At 63.5% G+C, this 15,920-nt stretch carries 25 protein-coding genes and 1 riboswitch; of the genes, 9 read left to right on the top strand and 16 right to left on the bottom strand.

Annotated elements, in window-relative coordinates; genetic code table 11:
* Positions 1–11 precede the first annotated feature (11 nt).
* Complete coding sequence (locus FJ430_RS26030) at positions 12–980, top strand: LysR substrate-binding domain-containing protein (protein ID WP_140648174.1); 969 nt, start codon at positions 12–14, stop codon at positions 978–980.
* 123 nt (positions 981–1,103) lie between these two features.
* Here the strand turns inward: FJ430_RS26030 and FJ430_RS26035 are convergent, their stop codons facing one another.
* The 3 genes from FJ430_RS26035 to FJ430_RS26045 form a co-directional block, all read right to left on the bottom strand.
* On the bottom strand, positions 1,104–1,544 hold the full coding sequence (locus FJ430_RS26035; RefSeq protein ID WP_140648175.1) for a hypothetical protein: 441 nt from the start codon (positions 1,542–1,544) through the stop codon (positions 1,104–1,106).
* 65 nt (positions 1,545–1,609) lie between these two features.
* Positions 1,610–2,014, bottom strand: coding sequence for a hypothetical protein (locus FJ430_RS26040; protein ID WP_140651865.1), 405 nt, complete (start codon positions 2,012–2,014; stop codon positions 1,610–1,612).
* A gap of 263 nt (positions 2,015–2,277) precedes the next feature.
* Positions 2,278–2,460: a hypothetical protein gene (locus FJ430_RS26045; RefSeq protein ID WP_140648177.1), complete on the bottom strand. Its 183-nt coding sequence runs from the start codon at positions 2,458–2,460 to the stop codon at positions 2,278–2,280.
* Between the two features lie 144 nt (positions 2,461–2,604).
* On the opposite strand from FJ430_RS26045, the gene FJ430_RS26050 reads away from it, so the two are divergent.
* The 3 genes from FJ430_RS26050 (at position 2,605) to FJ430_RS26060 (ending at position 5,396) form a co-directional block, all read left to right on the top strand.
* Entirely contained in the window at positions 2,605–2,772 is a 168-nt protein-coding gene (locus FJ430_RS26050; RefSeq protein WP_181175235.1) for a hypothetical protein, read from the top strand.
* A gap of 99 nt (positions 2,773–2,871) precedes the next feature.
* Positions 2,872–4,953, top strand: a complete 2,082-nt coding sequence (locus tag FJ430_RS26055; protein ID WP_140703277.1) for an ATP-dependent helicase — start codon at positions 2,872–2,874, stop codon at positions 4,951–4,953.
* A gap of 140 nt (positions 4,954–5,093) precedes the next feature.
* Positions 5,094–5,396 (top strand): DUF982 domain-containing protein, encoded by a 303-nt coding sequence (locus FJ430_RS26060; RefSeq protein ID WP_140703275.1) that lies wholly within the window; start codon positions 5,094–5,096, stop codon positions 5,394–5,396.
* Between the two features lie 65 nt (positions 5,397–5,461).
* Here the strand turns inward: FJ430_RS26060 and FJ430_RS26065 are convergent, their stop codons facing one another.
* Entirely contained in the window at positions 5,462–6,277 is an 816-nt protein-coding gene (locus FJ430_RS26065; RefSeq protein WP_140703273.1) for a sterol desaturase family protein, read from the bottom strand.
* Positions 6,278–6,572: 295 nt separating this feature from the next.
* Here FJ430_RS26065 and FJ430_RS26070 point away from each other — a divergent pair, with 295 nt between their 5' ends.
* Complete coding sequence (locus tag FJ430_RS26070; protein WP_140703271.1) at positions 6,573–6,992, top strand: hypothetical protein; 420 nt, start codon at positions 6,573–6,575, stop codon at positions 6,990–6,992.
* 87 nt (positions 6,993–7,079) lie between these two features.
* On the opposite strand, the gene FJ430_RS26075 is transcribed toward FJ430_RS26070, so the two are convergent.
* Together FJ430_RS26075 and FJ430_RS26080 are read right to left on the bottom strand one after the other, a co-directional pair.
* On the bottom strand, positions 7,080–7,865 hold the full coding sequence (locus FJ430_RS26075; RefSeq protein ID WP_140703269.1) for a GGDEF domain-containing protein: 786 nt from the start codon (positions 7,863–7,865) through the stop codon (positions 7,080–7,082).
* 370 nt (positions 7,866–8,235) lie between these two features.
* Complete coding sequence (locus FJ430_RS26080; RefSeq protein ID WP_140703267.1) at positions 8,236–8,745, bottom strand: DinB family protein; 510 nt, start codon at positions 8,743–8,745, stop codon at positions 8,236–8,238.
* Between the two features lie 61 nt (positions 8,746–8,806).
* Between FJ430_RS26080 and FJ430_RS26085 the strand changes: the two genes are divergently transcribed.
* Positions 8,807–9,499: a glutathione S-transferase family protein gene (locus FJ430_RS26085; protein WP_140703265.1), complete on the top strand. Its 693-nt coding sequence runs from the start codon at positions 8,807–8,809 to the stop codon at positions 9,497–9,499.
* A gap of 13 nt (positions 9,500–9,512) precedes the next feature.
* Positions 9,513–9,809, top strand: coding sequence for a DUF1905 domain-containing protein (locus FJ430_RS26090; protein ID WP_140703263.1), 297 nt, complete (start codon positions 9,513–9,515; stop codon positions 9,807–9,809).
* A 3-nt stretch (positions 9,810–9,812) separates the two neighbouring features.
* On the opposite strand, the gene FJ430_RS26095 is transcribed toward FJ430_RS26090, so the two are convergent.
* Positions 9,813–10,079 carry a hypothetical protein gene (locus FJ430_RS26095; protein WP_140703261.1) on the bottom strand — a complete coding sequence of 89 codons (267 nt, stop codon included), beginning with the start codon at positions 10,077–10,079 and terminating at the stop codon, positions 9,813–9,815.
* A gap of 125 nt (positions 10,080–10,204) precedes the next feature.
* Here FJ430_RS26095 and ndk point away from each other — a divergent pair, with 125 nt between their 5' ends.
* On the top strand, positions 10,205–10,627 hold the full coding sequence (ndk, locus tag FJ430_RS26100; protein WP_041010781.1) for a nucleoside-diphosphate kinase: 423 nt from the start codon (positions 10,205–10,207) through the stop codon (positions 10,625–10,627).
* 58 nt (positions 10,628–10,685) lie between these two features.
* Here the strand turns inward: ndk and FJ430_RS26105 are convergent, their stop codons facing one another.
* The 4 genes from FJ430_RS26105 to FJ430_RS26120 all read right to left on the bottom strand — a co-directional run bounded on the left by FJ430_RS26105 (position 10,686) and on the right by FJ430_RS26120 (position 12,516).
* Positions 10,686–11,009, bottom strand: a complete 324-nt coding sequence (locus FJ430_RS26105) for a DUF190 domain-containing protein (protein WP_140703259.1) — start codon at positions 11,007–11,009, stop codon at positions 10,686–10,688.
* A gap of 31 nt (positions 11,010–11,040) precedes the next feature.
* On the bottom strand, positions 11,041–11,463 hold the full coding sequence (gene crcB, locus FJ430_RS26110) for a fluoride efflux transporter CrcB (RefSeq protein ID WP_140703251.1): 423 nt from the start codon (positions 11,461–11,463) through the stop codon (positions 11,041–11,043).
* A gap of 3 nt (positions 11,464–11,466) precedes the next feature.
* Entirely contained in the window at positions 11,467–11,859 is a 393-nt protein-coding gene (crcB, locus tag FJ430_RS26115; RefSeq protein ID WP_140703244.1) for a fluoride efflux transporter CrcB, read from the bottom strand.
* A 98-nt stretch (positions 11,860–11,957) separates the two neighbouring features.
* A riboswitch (Fluoride riboswitch) is annotated at positions 11,958–12,020 on the bottom strand.
* A gap of 40 nt (positions 12,021–12,060) precedes the next feature.
* Positions 12,061–12,516 (bottom strand): MarR family winged helix-turn-helix transcriptional regulator, encoded by a 456-nt coding sequence (locus tag FJ430_RS26120; RefSeq protein ID WP_140651854.1) that lies wholly within the window; start codon positions 12,514–12,516, stop codon positions 12,061–12,063.
* 64 nt (positions 12,517–12,580) lie between these two features.
* On the opposite strand from FJ430_RS26120, the gene FJ430_RS26125 reads away from it, so the two are divergent.
* Complete coding sequence (locus FJ430_RS26125; protein ID WP_140703242.1) at positions 12,581–13,060, top strand: cupin domain-containing protein; 480 nt, start codon at positions 12,581–12,583, stop codon at positions 13,058–13,060.
* Positions 13,061–13,344: 284 nt separating this feature from the next.
* Here FJ430_RS26125 and FJ430_RS26130 read toward each other — a convergent pair whose 3' ends face one another.
* The 5 genes from FJ430_RS26130 to pgsA all read right to left on the bottom strand — a co-directional run bounded on the left by FJ430_RS26130 (position 13,345) and on the right by pgsA (position 15,682).
* On the bottom strand, positions 13,345–13,614 hold the full coding sequence (locus FJ430_RS26130) for a hypothetical protein (protein WP_140703240.1): 270 nt from the start codon (positions 13,612–13,614) through the stop codon (positions 13,345–13,347).
* A 178-nt stretch (positions 13,615–13,792) separates the two neighbouring features.
* Complete coding sequence (locus tag FJ430_RS26135; RefSeq protein ID WP_140703238.1) at positions 13,793–14,206, bottom strand: YbaY family lipoprotein; 414 nt, start codon at positions 14,204–14,206, stop codon at positions 13,793–13,795.
* Positions 14,207–14,341: 135 nt separating this feature from the next.
* A complete protein-coding gene (locus FJ430_RS26140; protein ID WP_140703236.1) occupies positions 14,342–14,821 on the bottom strand; it encodes a molybdenum cofactor biosynthesis protein MoaE in 480 nt (159 codons plus the stop codon).
* A 1-nt stretch (position 14,822) separates the two neighbouring features.
* The gene (gene moaD, locus FJ430_RS26145; protein WP_140651850.1) at positions 14,823–15,080 is read right to left on the bottom strand and encodes a molybdopterin converting factor subunit 1; all 258 of its coding nucleotides are present in this window, start codon (positions 15,078–15,080) and stop codon (positions 14,823–14,825) included.
* A gap of 5 nt (positions 15,081–15,085) precedes the next feature.
* The gene (pgsA, locus tag FJ430_RS26150; RefSeq protein WP_040984724.1) at positions 15,086–15,682 is read right to left on the bottom strand and encodes a CDP-diacylglycerol--glycerol-3-phosphate 3-phosphatidyltransferase; all 597 of its coding nucleotides are present in this window, start codon (positions 15,680–15,682) and stop codon (positions 15,086–15,088) included.
* Between the last annotated feature and the right edge of the window lie 238 nt (positions 15,683–15,920).

A 15,920-nucleotide genomic window follows, 5' to 3' on the forward strand; every position in this document is an offset into this window, starting at 1 on the left:
GACGAAACCCCGTGCGTCTGCTCAGTCAGGTCAACCTCAACTCGCTGAAAATCGTGGAGAGCGCCGCGAGGCACAAGAATTTCACGCGTGCCGGCGAAGAGCAGTTCATCACCGCTTCCGCCGTCAGCCAGCGCGTGAAGAGCCTGGAGGATCAGCTTCGCTTCAAGATCTTCGAGCGCGGCGGCAATGCCGTGTCGCTGACGCCGGAGGGTGAGACCTACGTGGCGCGCGTCCGCGAGGCGCTGGAGCGGATCGTGGCGGCCAGCATGGAGGCTACGGGCCAGTCGCAGGCGCATGTGCTGCGGATCTGCGTGCTGCCGACTTTCGCCGCGCGCTGGCTGTTCCCGCGGCTTTCGGCCTTCCAGCGGCAATATCCCGACATCGAAATGCGGGTGTCGACCTCTTACGCCACGCATGAATTCTCAACCTCGGAATACGATCTCGAGATCCGATATGGCGACGGCAACTTCCCCGGCCTCACCTCGGAACTGCTGTTCAAGGAAGACCTGACACCGGTCTGCAGCCGCAAGCTCTTCCACGATGTGCTGGGCGACAAGCCGCTGTCGAAGGTGACGCCGGAAGACCTGCGCTATTTCACGCTGCTTCATTCCGACACCTGCACGCAGAACTGGCAGTCGTGGCTGGGCTTTGCCGGCGCGAGCTTCGTGCTTGGCGAAACCAGGAGCGTCTATTTCGATAGCTGCATGATGTCCTACGAGGCGGCCAATGCCGGAATGGGCTTTGCCGTCGCCAACCGCGCCTACATGGCAAGCGATATCCGCGCCGAACGGCTGGTGGCTCCTTTCGCGGTCCACCACCCCAATACGGCGGGCTGGTATTTCGTCAGCCCGATCAAGGCGCTCGGCGCCCGCAAGGTGGAGCTGTTCAAGCAGTGGCTCATGTCCGAAGCGGCGCTGACGCAGCGCCAGCTGGACATCGAGATCGCCGGCGGACAACAAGCGCGCTCGGCGGTGGCGTGAGGCCCCACGAATGCGCGCTGGAACGAATCCAGCACCGGCCGCGCAAGATATTCCGCGAAAGTGTGGTCGCTGGTGCTGATAAAGGCTTCCACCGGCATCTCGAATGGAGATGCTCGAACCCTTTTAATACTGCGTCGCCATCGGCTTTCGCACACTTGACATCGAGTACCTGTCGATCGACGTACCACAGCCATCTATTATATTGGTTGTTTGCTGGTAGGCGCCGTCAGCATCCGGATGCTTCCGCGGATAGATTAGGGTAACAGCAAATCCACGCGTCCCCGACAGGACAGTCAAAAAGGGACTTGTCATGAACGGATGATCCCATCGCTCGACGGCGCAGCAATCGGGGTTATCTTTTGCGTATTCGCCTGCGGCAGCGGCGCCGGAAATTGCGCGGGGAAAATCCGACTCCCGGGCTTCCAGAATGAGCGCGCTCTCAATCAACGCAGCGTCGGATGCGATCTGGCCCGTTTCACCGCAGTACCCATTCAACTCACCGGAATACCACGACGCCGCTGCCAATACTGCCAATAGAATTGCTGTTGTTGCCAACGCGCCCAATGCAAGCTTCCTAGTCATCCATGCCTCGATATTGAGAATGCGCCGATACGGGCGGCGATTGCCGGCTACCAATGCTCTTGCATGTCTGTCTCAATGCCCCTGGTCTCCAATATTCGGCCATCCGCATCGATCGCGACTTCGCGGAAGTAATATTCCGGTTTCGGCGTCCTTTCGATGAGATAGCTCATCTGCACGATTGAGACGCCGTCTTCGTAGAGGCGCGCCGGAAACCGCAGCCACTCGTGATTGGAGTGACTGACGATACAGCAGCCGGGGTTGCTTGACAGCAGTTCCTCGGCGGAGGCGTAGGCGATCGCCCCAAGCTCAACTCTTACCACATCCTCGGCAGCGATCGAGATGAGTTCCCGGTCGCCGAGATGTTGCTGATGGTTATACGCGACCGTCCAGATGACCGGCCCAGCGACGGTGAGCGCGGCGAGAGCAAGGGCAGTTGTTGCAACAGTCTTCATAGTTGGCTCCGATCGCGCGTCACCCAAGGCAGCATCAGAGACCCCACAATGGTGGAGCCTTGCAGAATTTCGGGATTTTCCGGTGATTTGCTCGAGGCTGTATAGCCGGCTACCGCGATCGCACCATGACGCAGGGTCGAGACTCAGCTATCTTTGGTCCCGCGGCGGGCCTGATTTTCCCGCTTGGCCGGCGCTATCAGCTTCCTCCCAAGCAGCGCCGGCCTTCTTCGTTTCAGGCTGACGACAATTCAGCCCGCCCTGCCCTATTGCTTCGGCGCTGTACCCTGCTGGTCGCCACCGGTGGTCGATTTCGGCACCGGGTTCTTGTCGACCTGAGGGTTCTGGTTGACTTCAGCGCCCGGCGCCTTGGTGGGTTGCACGCTGTTGTCACAGGCGACGAGCACGAGCCCTGCCGCAAGAGCCAGCAGCACAGGAAGCTTCTTCATGACAAGCTCCTCTCGTTTGCTCCTTGATCTCAAGGGCAACGAAGCGGTGGCGGTTTGGTTGCGTGGCGCGGTTTGGCTGGCTGGAGGGGAACCAACCTGCGCGCGCCCGGTTGAGACCCGATCGAACCGCATAAGGAGATGGCCATGATCCGCCTGCTGTTAACAGGTCTGTTTGCCTACACCGCCTACCGCGTCGCCATGAGGATCATCGATGAGGTTCCCGGCGATGTCGCACCGCTGGACATGCCGGGCGACGAGAGACGCGCGCTGCGGCGACAGTCGGCGGCGATGGGAGTCGAGCCGAAGCGGTAGAATCTCCCCTTCTGGGGAAGATCGTCTGTCGCGTCGGCTTTCGCCAATCGCCAGCGCCATACCGGTTGCGAACAAAGCGGAAACGATGCTTGATGGGCGATGAACATCGCCGCTCGTGATTCGTCCTTCGAGGCGCCCGCCTATCTTGCCCGGCTGAACGACGAGCAGCGGCTGGCGGTGATGCATGGCGACGGCAAGGTGGCCGCGCCGCTGCTGGTGATCGCCGGCGCCGGTTCCGGCAAGACCAACACGCTGGCGCATCGCGTCGCCCATCTCATCGTCAAGGACGCCGATCCGCGCCGCATTCTGCTGATGACCTTCTCCCGTCGCGCCGCTGCCGAGATGGCCAAGCGCGTTGAGCGCATCGCCGGCGAGGTGCTGGGGCGCGACGCGGCCATCATCGCCGACGCGCTCGCCTGGGCCGGCACTTTCCACGGCATCGGCGCGCGACTGCTGCGCGATTATGCCGAGCAGATCGGCCTCGATCCGGCCTTCACCATCCACGATCGCGAGGATTCCGCCGACCTGATGAACCTTGCCCGGCACGAGCTGGGATTGTCGAAAACCGAAAGCCGCTTTCCGACCAAGGGCACCTGCCTGCAGATCTATTCGCGGGCGGTGAATGCGCAGGCGCCGCTGGGTGAAGTGCTGGGCTCGGCCTTCCCGTGGTGCGCGGCATGGGCGGACCAGCTCAAGGCGCTGTTCGCGGCCTATGTCGAGGCCAAACAGGCGCAGAACGTGCTCGATTACGACGACCTGCTGCTCTACTGGGCGCAGATGGCGGCGGAGCCTGAGATCGCCGCGCATCTTTCCAGCCGCTTCGACCATGTACTGGTCGACGAATACCAGGACACCAACCGGCTGCAGGCCTCGATCCTTCTGGCGCTGAAACCGGACGGCGCGGGCTTGACCGTCGTTGGCGACGACGCGCAGTCGATCTATTCCTTCCGCGCTGCGGAAGTGCGCAACATCCTCGACTTTCCAAGACAGTTTGCGCAAGAAGCAGCGGTCGTCATGCTGGAGCGCAATTACCGCTCGACCGAGACGATCCTGGGCGCGGCCAACAAGGTGATCGGCGAGGCCAGCGAGCGCTTCACCAAGAATCTGTGGACCGAGCGGCGATCATCGCACAAGCCGCAGCTGGTCAGCGTGCGCGACGAGGCCGAGCAGGCCAATTATGTCTGCCAGGCGATCCTGGCGGAGCGCGAGGCCGGCACGGCGCTGAAGGCGCAGGCGGTGCTGTTCCGCACCTCGAGCCATAGCGGGCCGCTGGAGGTCGAGCTCACGCGCCGCAACATCCCTTTCGTCAAGTTCGGCGGCCTGAAATTCCTCGATGCCGCGCATGTCAAGGACATGCTGGCGATGCTGCGCTTCGCCGAAAACCCGCGCGACCGCGTCGCCGGTTTTCGGGTGCTGCAGCTCATGCCAGGCATCGGCCCATCCGCCGCCTCGCAGATCGTGGACGCCATGGCGACATCGCTGGACGAGACGCTGGGCCTTGCCCGCTTCCGGCCGCCGCAGCGCGCCGCGCAAGATTGGCCGGTCTTCCTCGACATCTATGGCGGCTTGCGCGCCGGCGCCAAATGGCCGGCCGACCTCGAGCGGATCAGGCTCTGGTACGAGCCGCATATGGAACGTATCCATGAGGATGCGATCACGCGCCGCGCCGACCTCATCCAGCTCGAACAGATCGCATCGACCTATCCGTCGCGCGAGCGCTTCCTGACCGAGCTCACCCTCGACCCGCCCGACGCCACCAGCGACCAGGCCGGGCCGCCGCATCGTGACGAGGATTACCTCATCCTGTCGACCATTCATTCGGCCAAGGGCCAGGAGTGGAAGAACGTCTTCGTGCTCAACACCGTCGACGGCTGCATCCCGGCCGATCTCGGCGTTGGCACCAAGGAGGACATCGAGGAGGAGCGGCGCCTGCTCTACGTGGCGATGACCAGAGCCAAGGACAGCCTGCATCTCGTCGTGCCGCAGCGCTTTTATCCGCACAACCAGCCGGCTCGCGGCGACCGCCACGTCTATGCCTCGCGCACCCGCTTCATCTCGGCCTCGATGCTTTCGGCCTTCGAGCAGTCGTCCTGGGCAAGCGCCGCGCTCAAGGACGACCCGCGCCAGAAACCGGGCGTCAAGGTCGATCTCGGTTCCCGCATGCGCGGGATGTGGAAATAGGCCGCCTGCGCGACGGATCACGTCCAGTACGGAAAAATCGGCACGCGCGGAACCACTCGCCGCAAGCCGCGTTGTGTGGCGTCCTCCCTCCAGACCGGAGGCGGCAGCCCCCGCTTCCACAGCCAATAGACGAGGTCCGAATGTACGACAGGATGTTCTTCACCCCGGTCGCCCTCAGCGTCGGCGCCGGCCACAAGCGCATGATCGCCTCGCTGTTCGACATGCATGACTTCCTGACCGAGTTTCCGCCGTCGCGCCGCCGCCTCAGCTACGGCGCCGCGGTGAAGGCCTGCGAGGCAGCGCGCAGTGGAGAAATCTCGGCCGAGGCGGCGCGCGATGCGCTGATCACCTTCGCGGTGACGGCGGGGGTGCTCTGGCCCTCGGAGCAGCCGGTCGTCTCGGTCAAGCCGGTGGCGCGCGGATATGGCGGTTTCGCCGGCTGAGTTTTACGGCAAAGGACTACCCTGCCGCGAAAAACCCACCCTCAGTGGCGGGCTTTTCCGTGCCGTCATTCCGGCTTGGCGGCGGCGGGCGCGGCCTCAACGGTCGGCGCGGCCGGTTCGGCCGCGGCGACGAAGGGATACATAAGTTGCTGGTGATAGAATTGCGGCACCGGCTCGTCGACGCCGTATTTTTCCGGCATTCGTTGCGGCATGAACAAGGTGCCGCCGATCAGGTCGAGAAAGGGCAACTGTCCGGCGAAATTCCTGTCATAGGCCTGGCGTTCGTTGGCATGGTGCCAATGATGGAACTGCGGCGAGGCAATCAGCCATTTCAGCGGCCCGAATTTGATGCGCGTGTTGGAGTGGATGAACACCGACTGCCAGTGATAGATCAGCACGTAGATAAGAACCGCCTCGCCGGAAAAACCCAGCGCGAACAGCGGCAGGAACGAAGCCGACTTGGTCAGGATCTGGTCCACCGGGTGCACGCGGTGGGCGGCCAGCCAATCCATCTCCTCGATCGAGTGGTGGATGGCGTGAAAGCGCCACAGGAACGGCAGCGCGTGAAAGGCGCGATGGGCAAGGTAGAAGCCGATATCGGCGACGAGCAGAGCCTCGATTGCCTGCAGCCATAAAGGCTGCGACTGGACGGCGGCGGTGAGCGCTTCGGGAACGAAACGCTGCACCACAAGCATCGCCGCGCCGACCACCAGCAACATGCCGAGCTTGATGACGATGCCGTTGAAGAGCAGATAGACAACGTCGTTCAGCCAGTGCCGGCGCGTCGCCGATTGCTCGGCATGCAGCGGCAGAAGCTGCTCGAGCGGAATGAAGATGAGGGCGATGACCAGCACCGCCTTGAAATCGATAAGGTCGAACACGGTCGCTCGCGGATCGGCTGAGGCCAGCCTCCGACACTAGCCGCCAAAGGATGAACGGACCGTTGATGGCAGAGCATGATGCCGAAAAGCGTGAAGCGGTTTTCGGGCGACATCATGCTCTATCTCTTTGATTCAGAGCAGGATTCAGATTTCAGGTCGAACAGACCTGAAATCATCCGGCTCTAGGCATGCGCGGCGCCGCGACACCCTATGAAACTTTTCGAGCGCTGCGTGAAACACCGCACGGACCGCTCGCGTTCACCATGTCAGTGCGGACGCGCGGCAAGGAGGGCGGATGTTTCTCGATCACGAGCGTTTCAAGCCGGCGGCCGAAATGCGGCTCAGCCGGGACAGATCCTCCATCCGGGTGACGATAACCGATCCCACGGTGTGCGAACTCGGCGAAGCCGTCTATGCCTGGATCACCGCCGGAGGCAAGCCAGTCAGGATCGGCACCTGCGGCGCCTCGGCCGGCAAGCGCCTGCTTTCCTATCCCGGCTATATCAACCGCAGCCTCACCGGCCGCGGCGGCGCGACACCGAAATGGGAGGCGCTGAAGTGGCTGAACCTGCTCACCGAACACGGCACGCTGACGGCGGTGGTGCACCAGCCGGAGCCGACCACGACCGCGGCCGGCCTGATCAGGCCCTATCTCGATGTCGAGCGCCAGTTGATCCGCCAGCACAGGCCACTGCTCAACCGCAGCCACCGTTGACCTCGGCTTCCGGGGCCGCAGGCACGGCAACGGGCGGCTACGGCGCGGTTGCCGGGCCTAAACGGATCGCACTTTCCTGGAAATGATTTAGTGGACCGTGCCGGCGGCGTCGCCCGCCAGCCCGCCACGCGGGCTCTCGAAGCTCACCTGGTCGCGGCCATTGGACTTGGCCTTGTAGAGATGGCGGTCGGCGACCTCGAACATGTCGTGGTAGGTGGTCGGGCCGCGGAAGGCGGTACCGCCGATGCTCACCGAAAGCGGCCAGGGCCGCCCGCCGGGTGCAAACTCGGCCTCGCGGATGCGGCACCTGATGGATTCGGCGACCAGGAAGGAGCGCGCGGCGTCGGCACCGGGCAGGAAGACCGCGAATTCCTCGCCGCCGATACGCCCGACAATGTCGGCGCCGTGCAGTTGCCCCTTGATCGTCGCCGCGATCAACCTCAGCGCCTGGTCGCCGCAATCGTGACCGAGGCGGTCATTGATCGACTTGAAGTGATCGGCATCGACGATCAGCAGCGCGCCGGCATCGGCGACCGTCTGGCCCCGCGCCCGCTCGAGATAGGCCTCGACCAGCATCGAGAAGGCGCCGCGGTTGAAGACCGCCGTCAGGCTGTCGGTCGCGGCAATGACGCTGAGTTCCTTCTGCGTGATCGCCAGCTGGCGCATCTTCCACATCAGGAAGAACAGGAAGGAGCCGCCGAGGACGAGCGGCAGGAACAGGTCCGTGAGTTGCGCCCACAGCAGCGCCTGCGGCGACAGCGAGGGGAAATTGAAGGAATCGACGAAGAAGGCGGCGGCAATGAAAAAGGCGGTGCCGGCGGCGGTGACCACCACGACCCTGCCCCAACTCGTGGGGGACAAATCGATGCGCATGTCATTGCTCCCACTGCAACTGGCTTATTGTGCAGCGCGAGCGCAAAAGAAGTCCTAACATATTAGCTTCAACGCAAGTGTGGTTAACACGCCGTCGGCATCGCCTTTAGTGACGGGCTCTCCGACTGGCCGGAGGTTCTCGTCAGCGCGCCGCCGCAGCCGGCGACGCGGTAGGAGAATGCCGCGGAGCCTCACGGCCGGTTCGACACTCCCGGTTGGCCGTTGCCTTGACTTTTCTTAAATTTGGAAAACTTCTCAATAACAACCCGGCCGCAAACTCAGCCATTCATGGACAATGCAGCCCGATATGCCACTTGACCGGCTATTACCGGAGAACTCGCATCGAGCACTTCTTCCGGCCAACGCGCTTTCAGGCGTAGGCGCGACCTTCCTCGGAGCGCTGGAACAGCGCCAGGTCGAGCGGCACCGAGGGCCGGCCGAGCACCGTGAGCACCATATGCGCCTGGCCGCGATGGTGGGTCTGGTGGTTGAAGAAATGGCTGAGCGCAGGCGAAAGGCGCAGCGAGACGGTGCGCATGTCCACGGTCATGTAGGAGAAACGGCCGGCGAGCGCCTTGTCGCCCATCCCGGTCACCCAGTCGACGACCCTCCTGTCCTCGGCCTCGCGCGCCAGCCTCAGGGCCGGCAAGGCGTGGTAGAGTATGGCGGCGGTGTTCGAGGGCGCGTCGCCCTCGCCGGTGAAACGCTTCATCCAGACGCGGTCGACGGCGAGCAGATGGTTCAGCGTGCCGAGCATCGAGCCGAAGACGGCGCCGACGTCGCGACCGAGTTCGTCTTCGCCAAGATCGGCGGCGGCATCGTAGAGGCGGCCATTGGCCCATTGATTGTAGGCCGCAAACATCATGAAATGCTGCTTCATTCTTCCCACCCGGCTTAACCCGAATCCAGCCCCTTCGTAACCCGCAGCAACGGACCCGCCAATGACCATTCTGCTTTACGACCTTGTCGGCCATGACACCGCCCGCCCCTTCAGCCCACATTGCTGGAAGACCAAGATGGCCTTGGCGCACAAGGGGCTCGCCGCCACCAAGGTGCCGACGCGCTTCCTGGAGGTGCCGAAGGTCGAGGGCGGCGTATCGAAGACGGTGCCGGTGATCCGCGACGGCGAGCGCGTGGTGGCCGATTCCTTCGCCATCGCGCTCTATCTCGACGAAGCCTACCCCGAACGGCCGACGCTGTTTTGCGGCGAAGGCGGCAAGGCGACGGCGCGCTTCATCGAGCGCTGGTCGCAGTTCACCATCCACCCTTATATCGCGGCGGTGGCTCTGACCGATCTGCATGCGATGCAGGACGAACCGAACGCGGCCTATTTCCGCGAGAACCGCGAACAACGCTACGGCAAGCGCCTGGAAGAGGTCGTGGCCAATCGCGAGGCCGGGCTCTCGGCCTTCCGCGCCGCGCTGGAGCCGCTGCGCTCGACGCTGACCTACCAGCCCTTCATCGGCGGCGAGGCGCCTCTGTTTGTCGATTACATCGTGTTCGGGGCGCTGCAATGGGGCCGCATCGCCTCGCCTTTCCAGTTGCTCGACGATGCCGACGGCATCGCGCGCTGGTTCGAGCGCTGCCTCGACCTGCATGGCGGGATCGGCCGGCAGGTCGCGGCTGCGGCGTGAGCGCGGGACTGCCATGCTGCGCTATGAGACGCGGGCCGAGATCTGGGTCTATCCCGGCAAGGGAGGTTGGCATTTCATGACGCTGCCGACGGACGTCGCGGCGCGGATCAAGGCGGCGACGGCGGGGCTGGCGCGCCCTTGGGGCTCGCTCGGCATCACGGCGGCGATCGGCAAGACCAGGTGGCAAACATTGCTCTTTCCCGACAAGTCGTCCGGCAGCCTGCTGTTGCCGATCAAGGCCTCGGTGCGCCAGCAGGAAGGCCTCAAGGCGGGCGATGAGCCTACAGTGACGGTTGAGATCGAGCTTTAGCGCCTATTTCTGGGGCGCCTTGGTCGTCTTGCCGTTGTAGACCAGCCTCACGCAAATCGGGTCGCCCTCGCCCATGCGCGTGCATTGCCATTCCGGGCCGAAGCCGAAATTGTGATCTCGCGGCGGCAGGGCCAGCAGGACGAAGATGATCACGGCGCACATGACCGCCATGAGAACTATGCCTGCCATGTCGCCGCGTCTGAGATAAGGCCGGTTCATCGCCTCGGGCTCCGCCGCCGCGACGCTCCGGACCTCGCGCCCGAGGCGCATGCAGCAGCCTTATTATCCCGCAAACGGCTCGCCTTGACCAGAAGCCGCCTCCCCTTGGCAAGCCGCCGGGCGACTTGTATAGAGCCCGCCACTCCAATTTCCATTCCCACAACAAGGACGACCCTATGGCGATCGAACGCACCTTCTCCATGATCAAGCCGGACGCGACCAGGCGCAATCTCACCGGCGCCATCACCAAGATGCTGGAAGATGCCGGCCTGCGCGTCGTCGCATCGCGCCGCGTGTGGATGAGCCGCCGCGAGGCCGAAGGTTTCTACGCCGTGCACAAGGATCGCCCGTTCTTCGGCGAACTGGTGGAATTCATGTCGTCGGCGCCCACGATCGTGCAGGTGCTGGAGGGCGAGAACGCCATCGCCAAGAACCGCGAAGTGATGGGCGCCACCAACCCGGCCAACGCCGCCGAGGGCACCATCCGCAAGGTACATGCGCTGTCGATCGGCGAGAACTCCGTGCACGGCTCGGACGCGCCGGAGACCGCCGCGCAGGAGATCAAGTACTGGTTCTCGGACACCGAGATCGTCGGCTGAGCCTGTAGGTCGAAATCTGGAAAAGGGTCGGCGCTTCGCCGGCCCTTTGTTTTTGGGTTCAGTCGCCATCGCCGTAGCGGATGACCTCGACCTTCTCCCTGGTGATCAGCGCCTTGATCTCAGGGATCAGCGCATCGATCTTCTGCGGCGCGTCGACGATCTCGACGACGATCGGCAGATCCTGCGACAGGCGCAGGATCTTGGCGGTATGCAGCACGCTCGAGCGGCCGAAGCCGAGCGGGCCCCTCAGCACCGTCGCGCCCGCCATGCCGGTCTCGCGCGCCTTGATGACGATCGCCTCATGCAGCGGCTTGCCGTCGGCTGCTCTGTCGTCCTCGCCGAAGAATATCCTGAGCAGCGCGCATTGCGCGGGAAGTTCCATGTTTTTCCTCCCTTATCGCCTGTTGGCCCGATCACCTGTCGGCCGGCAAGCGGTTGAGCCTGGACGCCATGAGATAGCCCAGCCACGCCGCGGCGAACGACAGGCCGACCACACTGATGAGATAGGTCGCGGCCAGCGGCCAGTCGCCGTCGAACAGCAGGATAAATGTATCGAGGCTCATCGCCGAAAACGTGGTGAGGCCGCCGCAGAGGCCGGCCATGACGAAATTGCGGCTGGCCGGGCCGACCATCAGGCGCCCGTCCGGCCCGGTCAGCGTGGCGAAGGCCATGATGACCCACGAGCCGACGACATTGACGAAAGCAGTCGACCAAAGCGCGTTCATGCCGAGCAGCGAGACGATGACATAGCTCGACAGGAAGCGGGCCAGCGAGCCGATCGCCGCGCCACAGCCGACCGCCAGATAGAGCCGCATCGCCATCTGTCCGTCCATCATCGCTCAGCCCACTACCCAGGCGACGGCCCAGAAGCCGAGCGCGACGAACAGCACGCACAGAACCGACGAAGCGACGACGTTGAAGGCGGCGAGCCGTCCCTCGCCGTCGAGCGCGAGGTTGAGCGTCTGCAGGCAGAAGGACGACACCGTGGTGTAGCCGCCGAACAGGCCGACGACGATCAGGTCACGGACGAGATCGCCGGCGAATACGCCGCCGACAGCCCGCGCCGCGCCTGCGAAGGCGCCGATGGCCAAGGCGCCGGAAACGTTTACCAGCAACGTGCCCCAGGGAAAGGTCTCGCCGATGGCACGGCCGACCACGCCGGAGAGGAAAAAGCGGGAAATGCCGCCGAGGAAACCGCCGATCAGGACCAGGGCGCAAGCCGCAAGGGTCATCGCTTCAATGCCTTTCCAAACGCGATTCCGCATCGGAACCACTTCACGAAATCAGGCATGATGCGAGCGGGAAAAACAAATCCTGCCGCGCGAGAGCACGCCTGGCAGGAGTCATCAGCCCATAAGGGCGGTTTCGGGGGAACCCCATCCCCATTTTCGAGGGAGCCTAGGGGGTCGAGGCGGCGCGGTCAATTGGTGCCATCAGCGGATCAGCGGCGTGTCCCAGAGATCGCCGAGCAGCGTCTTCAATTCCTGGAAGCGCTTCGGCCCAAGCTCCTCGGCCCATTCCCGCTCGATATCGAGCAGGATGTCCGCCATCTTCTGGTAAGCGGCCCTGCCCCTGTCGGTGAAGTTCACGACGGTCCCACCGGCATCGTCGGGCGCCGCGCTGCGGATGATATAGCCCATCCCCTCCAGCGTCTTCAGCAACTGGTTCATGGCCTGCTTGCTCATCGCGGCCCGCTCGGCAAGCGCGCTCGGACGCATCCCGTCCGGTCCTGGATACTGGATCACGGCCATATGCGGCGGGCTCAAATCGTCGAAGCCGGATGCCCGCAAATCCCTGATCAGCTTGCGGTGGATGGCCAAGGCCGGCACGCGCAACAGCGCGCCGATCAATGGCGGTTTTTTCGGAGGATCGTCCGTGGATTGGGGCATTGACATTCTGGTAAATTGAGTTTACTCATTTCGGTAAATTCGATTTACCACATGGGAGGATGGAATGCTAGGGAAAGCCAGCAATGTGCGCGTCAATCCGGCGGAAGAAACGATCGGCGATGACGGCGGCCTCGCCATTCGCTTCCTGCTCACCGGCGACCAGTCCAACGGCAGCATCGCGGCCTTCGAACTGACCGTGCCCGGCTCGCAGCGGCTGCTCGCCCCGGCACACAGCCACGACCACTACGAAGAAACGATGTACGGCATCGAGGGCGTACTGACGCTCACGGTCGACGGCCAGAGACACGAGGTCGGGGTGGGACAGGCTCTCTGCATTCCGCGCGGCGCGGTCCATCGCTTCGACAACAACACCGCGGAAACCGCCAAAGTGTTGTGCGTGGTCACACCCGCGGCGATCAGCCCGGACTATTTCCGCGAGGCCTTTGCCATTTTTGGCGCCGGCGGCCCGCCGGACCGGGCGAGGATCATGGACCTTATGCGCCGCTTCGGCCTGACACCGGCGGCGGCGACGCCGCAGGCTTGAGTTCCTGGCGCATGCCGCAAATCGAACTGGGCTGAATGGAACCCGGACAGACCTCAACTCGCGCCAAGCAAATCAAACCGGCAGGCTTGGGAAGGATAGCGGTCGTTCGATGGCCGAACGGGATTTTTATTCGCGCTGTTGACGCGGTCCGGCATGCTAGAGCGTTTCACCATTTCCTGGAAATGGCGAATATCTCTTTGTTTCACGCAATTCCGGACGGAAAACCGCGTCCCACTTTCCTGGAATTGCTCTTAAAACCCGCCGGCCCCCCCGGCGGGCAGACGTCATTTGGCTTGACGGTCTTTCACATTCGCATGGGCGTTCGCCGCCTCGGTATCGGTAGACGGCGTCTTCGTCTCCTCGCCGGCGAACGGACTGCCCTGTCCAGGCGCAAGGTCGCCGCTGTGGCCGGCCTTGTTGGTCTGGAAAGGCTGGCTGTCGGAGCTGAGGCCGTGCTGCGTGGCGTTGAACAGGTGATCGTCCGCCCTGGCAAAACCGGCCAAGGCGATCAGCGATATGCTTGTGACTGCGAGAAAGAGCGTGTGCTTTTTCATATCTGGTCTCCTTTGAGTGCCAGATCGATCCGCGCATTCGGTCTGGCGGTTAAGTGAAGGGACATCGTCCCTTTGCCTGCCCGCCATCTGCATAAGTCAACGCCTGGCGTTGCCGGCTTATTCCGGCGAACACGGTTTCGAGGCGGAAAAGTCGCGCGGTCAGGCGCGGCGCACGACGTCAGTGCGCCATTTTCAGCAAAACCGTCTGCGGCTTGCCGTCCAGCGGATCGACCTGATGACGAGTATCAGGGATGAACATCAGCCGCTCGCCGACCGTGATGCGGGCCTGCAGCGCGTAGGTCCGGCCCTTCTGGATAGCCTTGGGGTCAAAGCCGATGTCGAATTTGATCGGCACCTGGCCGGTGGGCGCTATCCTGCGCTTGGCGATCACGGTCGCCGGTGCGTCTGCCAGCGAGACGTCGGTGAGCTCGACCACGAGCACGGCATCGGGTGGCAGGGCGATGCGTTCGCGATAGGTCACCTCGCCCGCGATCGTCTTTTCGCCGGCATTGGTCATTTCCGGCACGGCAAGCACGCCGACGACCAGCGGCACCAGCCCGAAGATGAAGAACTCCGCGATCCCGTCCAGCATGAGATTGCTCCGCCAAGCAAATCAAACCGATTGGCAAGCTTGGGAAGGATTGCGGTCGTTCGATGGCCGAACGGGAGTTTTTTTCTGATGCATGTCGTTGCCCCAGAACCGCTGCACACTTCTGGGCGACATGCATTATTCGCCTTGTTTCTTCCAGCGGTCCGCGGCGTGATCGTCGGCTTCCTTGGCCTCGACCCAGCCACCTTGAGTTCCGTCGGCGAGATGCTCCTTCTTCCAGAAGGGCGCGCGCGACTTCAGGTAATCCATGAGGAAATTCGCCGCCTCGAAGGCCGCCTGGCGGTGCGACGAGGCCGCGACCACCAGCACGATGTTTTCGCCCGGCGCTATCTTGCCATGGCGATGGATGACGGTGAGCCCCTGCAGCGGCCAGCGCTCGAGGGCTTGCGCGGCGATGCGGCCGATCTCGGCCTCGGCCATGCCGGGATAGTGCTCGAGCTCGAGCGCCGACAGCGCACCCTGCTCGTCGCGGCAAAGGCCGGAGAAGGTGACCACGGCGCCGATATCGGTCCGGCCCTCGGTCAGGCCGGCTATCTCGGCGGCGACGTCGAAATCCTCGCGCTGGATGCGGATGGCGGGCACGACCGCGCCGGCCATCTCAGCCCCCGGTCATCGGCGGAAACAGCGCGATTTCGCGCGCGCCCGCTATCTTCTCGCGGTGGCCGACATGTTCCTGGTTGATGGCGACGCGGATGACGTCGGGGTATTGCAGCGCGTTCTCATACTCCTCGCCGCGCGACTTCAGCCAGCGCAGCAGATCGGCGACCGTCTCGATGCCGGAAGGCAATTCGACGTCCTCTTCCGGCTTGCCGATCCGCTCGCGCACCCAGGCGAAATAGATGAGCTTCGTGGGCATTGTCTTCACTCGTCCATGATGTGCTTGAGGCCGGCGCGGAAATAGTCGTAGCCGGTGTAGAGCGTGACGAGCGCCGCGACCCACAGCAGCACCAGGCCGATCTGGGTGGTCAGCGGAAAGATCTTGTCGCCGGCCGGGCCGACCAGCAGGAAGGCGATGGCGACCATCTGGATCGTGGTTTTCCACTTGGCGAGCTGGGTCACCGGCACCGACACCTTCAAGGCGGCCAGATATTCGCGCAGGCCCGAAACCAGGATCTCGCGGCACAGGATGATGATGGCCGCCCAGAGCGACCAGCCGGCGATGCCGCCATGGCGGTCGGTGTCGGCGGCAAGCAGGAGCAGGCAGGTGGCGACCAGCAATTTGTCGGCGATCGGATCCAGCATCTTGCCGATGTTGGAGGTCTGCTGCCAGGCGCGCGCGAAATAGCCATCGAAGTAATCGGTGATGGAGGCCAGCAGGAAAATGACCAGCGCCGACCAGCGGGCGAAGTCGGACGACTTCAGATGCCCCTCGAGAAAGAAGCACAGCACGACCAGCGGCACCGCGACGATGCGGGCATAGGTGAGGATGTTCGGCAGGTTGAACGCGCGTTGTGCCATGTTGTCTCGGGAAATCTCCTCCGCCAGACGTACTCAAATCAGAAGCGAATGTAGGGGGTCAACAGGCGAGATTCGATTGGACAGGGAAAAATGGCGCGAAGGTCGGCGTTCTCTGGCCTGGGCATCTCACGTCAGAGGCAGAGATTGGCAACTTCGATGTAAGCTCTTTTTGCAACGTTGGGGATTGGCGAAGCCCAGGCAACTTCGTCATCCACGGGCGGAGCGGGAGCGAAGCGGA

Source organism: Mesorhizobium sp. B2-8-5 (genome assembly GCF_006440675.2).
GTDB lineage: Bacteria > Pseudomonadota > Alphaproteobacteria > Rhizobiales > Rhizobiaceae > Mesorhizobium.

What these genes read in the sequence shown, in the direction of transcription:
- FJ430_RS26040 (WP_140651865.1), bottom strand. Translation starts at nt 2,014, where the DNA reads ATGAAGACTGTTGCAACAACTGCCCTTGCTCTCGCCGCGCTCACCGTC.
- FJ430_RS26045 (WP_140648177.1), bottom strand. Translation starts at nt 2,460, where the DNA reads ATGAAGAAGCTTCCTGTGCTGCTGGCTCTTGCGGCAGGGCTCGTGCTC.
- FJ430_RS26050 (WP_181175235.1), top strand. Translation starts at nt 2,605, where the DNA reads ATGATCCGCCTGCTGTTAACAGGTCTGTTTGCCTACACCGCCTACCGC.
- FJ430_RS26055 (WP_140703277.1), top strand. Translation starts at nt 2,872, where the DNA reads ATGAACATCGCCGCTCGTGATTCGTCCTTCGAGGCGCCCGCCTATCTT.
- FJ430_RS26060 (WP_140703275.1), top strand. Translation starts at nt 5,094, where the DNA reads ATGTACGACAGGATGTTCTTCACCCCGGTCGCCCTCAGCGTCGGCGCC.
- FJ430_RS26070 (WP_140703271.1), top strand. Translation starts at nt 6,573, where the DNA reads ATGTTTCTCGATCACGAGCGTTTCAAGCCGGCGGCCGAAATGCGGCTC.
- FJ430_RS26075 (WP_140703269.1), bottom strand. Translation starts at nt 7,865, where the DNA reads ATGCGCATCGATTTGTCCCCCACGAGTTGGGGCAGGGTCGTGGTGGTC.
- FJ430_RS26080 (WP_140703267.1), bottom strand. Translation starts at nt 8,745, where the DNA reads ATGAAGCAGCATTTCATGATGTTTGCGGCCTACAATCAATGGGCCAAT.
- FJ430_RS26085 (WP_140703265.1), top strand. Translation starts at nt 8,807, where the DNA reads ATGACCATTCTGCTTTACGACCTTGTCGGCCATGACACCGCCCGCCCC.
- FJ430_RS26090 (WP_140703263.1), top strand. Translation starts at nt 9,513, where the DNA reads ATGCTGCGCTATGAGACGCGGGCCGAGATCTGGGTCTATCCCGGCAAG.
- FJ430_RS26095 (WP_140703261.1), bottom strand. Translation starts at nt 10,079, where the DNA reads ATGCGCCTCGGGCGCGAGGTCCGGAGCGTCGCGGCGGCGGAGCCCGAG.
- ndk (WP_041010781.1), top strand. Translation starts at nt 10,205, where the DNA reads ATGGCGATCGAACGCACCTTCTCCATGATCAAGCCGGACGCGACCAGG.
- FJ430_RS26105 (WP_140703259.1), bottom strand. Translation starts at nt 11,009, where the DNA reads ATGGAACTTCCCGCGCAATGCGCGCTGCTCAGGATATTCTTCGGCGAG.
- crcB (WP_140703251.1), bottom strand. Translation starts at nt 11,463, where the DNA reads ATGATGGACGGACAGATGGCGATGCGGCTCTATCTGGCGGTCGGCTGT.
- crcB (WP_140703244.1), bottom strand. Translation starts at nt 11,859, where the DNA reads ATGACCCTTGCGGCTTGCGCCCTGGTCCTGATCGGCGGTTTCCTCGGC.
- FJ430_RS26120 (WP_140651854.1), bottom strand. Translation starts at nt 12,516, where the DNA reads ATGCCCCAATCCACGGACGATCCTCCGAAAAAACCGCCATTGATCGGC.
- FJ430_RS26125 (WP_140703242.1), top strand. Translation starts at nt 12,581, where the DNA reads ATGCTAGGGAAAGCCAGCAATGTGCGCGTCAATCCGGCGGAAGAAACG.
- FJ430_RS26130 (WP_140703240.1), bottom strand. Translation starts at nt 13,614, where the DNA reads ATGAAAAAGCACACGCTCTTTCTCGCAGTCACAAGCATATCGCTGATC.
- FJ430_RS26135 (WP_140703238.1), bottom strand. Translation starts at nt 14,206, where the DNA reads ATGCTGGACGGGATCGCGGAGTTCTTCATCTTCGGGCTGGTGCCGCTG.
- FJ430_RS26140 (WP_140703236.1), bottom strand. Translation starts at nt 14,821, where the DNA reads ATGGCCGGCGCGGTCGTGCCCGCCATCCGCATCCAGCGCGAGGATTTC.
- moaD (WP_140651850.1), bottom strand. Translation starts at nt 15,080, where the DNA reads ATGCCCACGAAGCTCATCTATTTCGCCTGGGTGCGCGAGCGGATCGGC.
- pgsA (WP_040984724.1), bottom strand. Translation starts at nt 15,682, where the DNA reads ATGGCACAACGCGCGTTCAACCTGCCGAACATCCTCACCTATGCCCGC.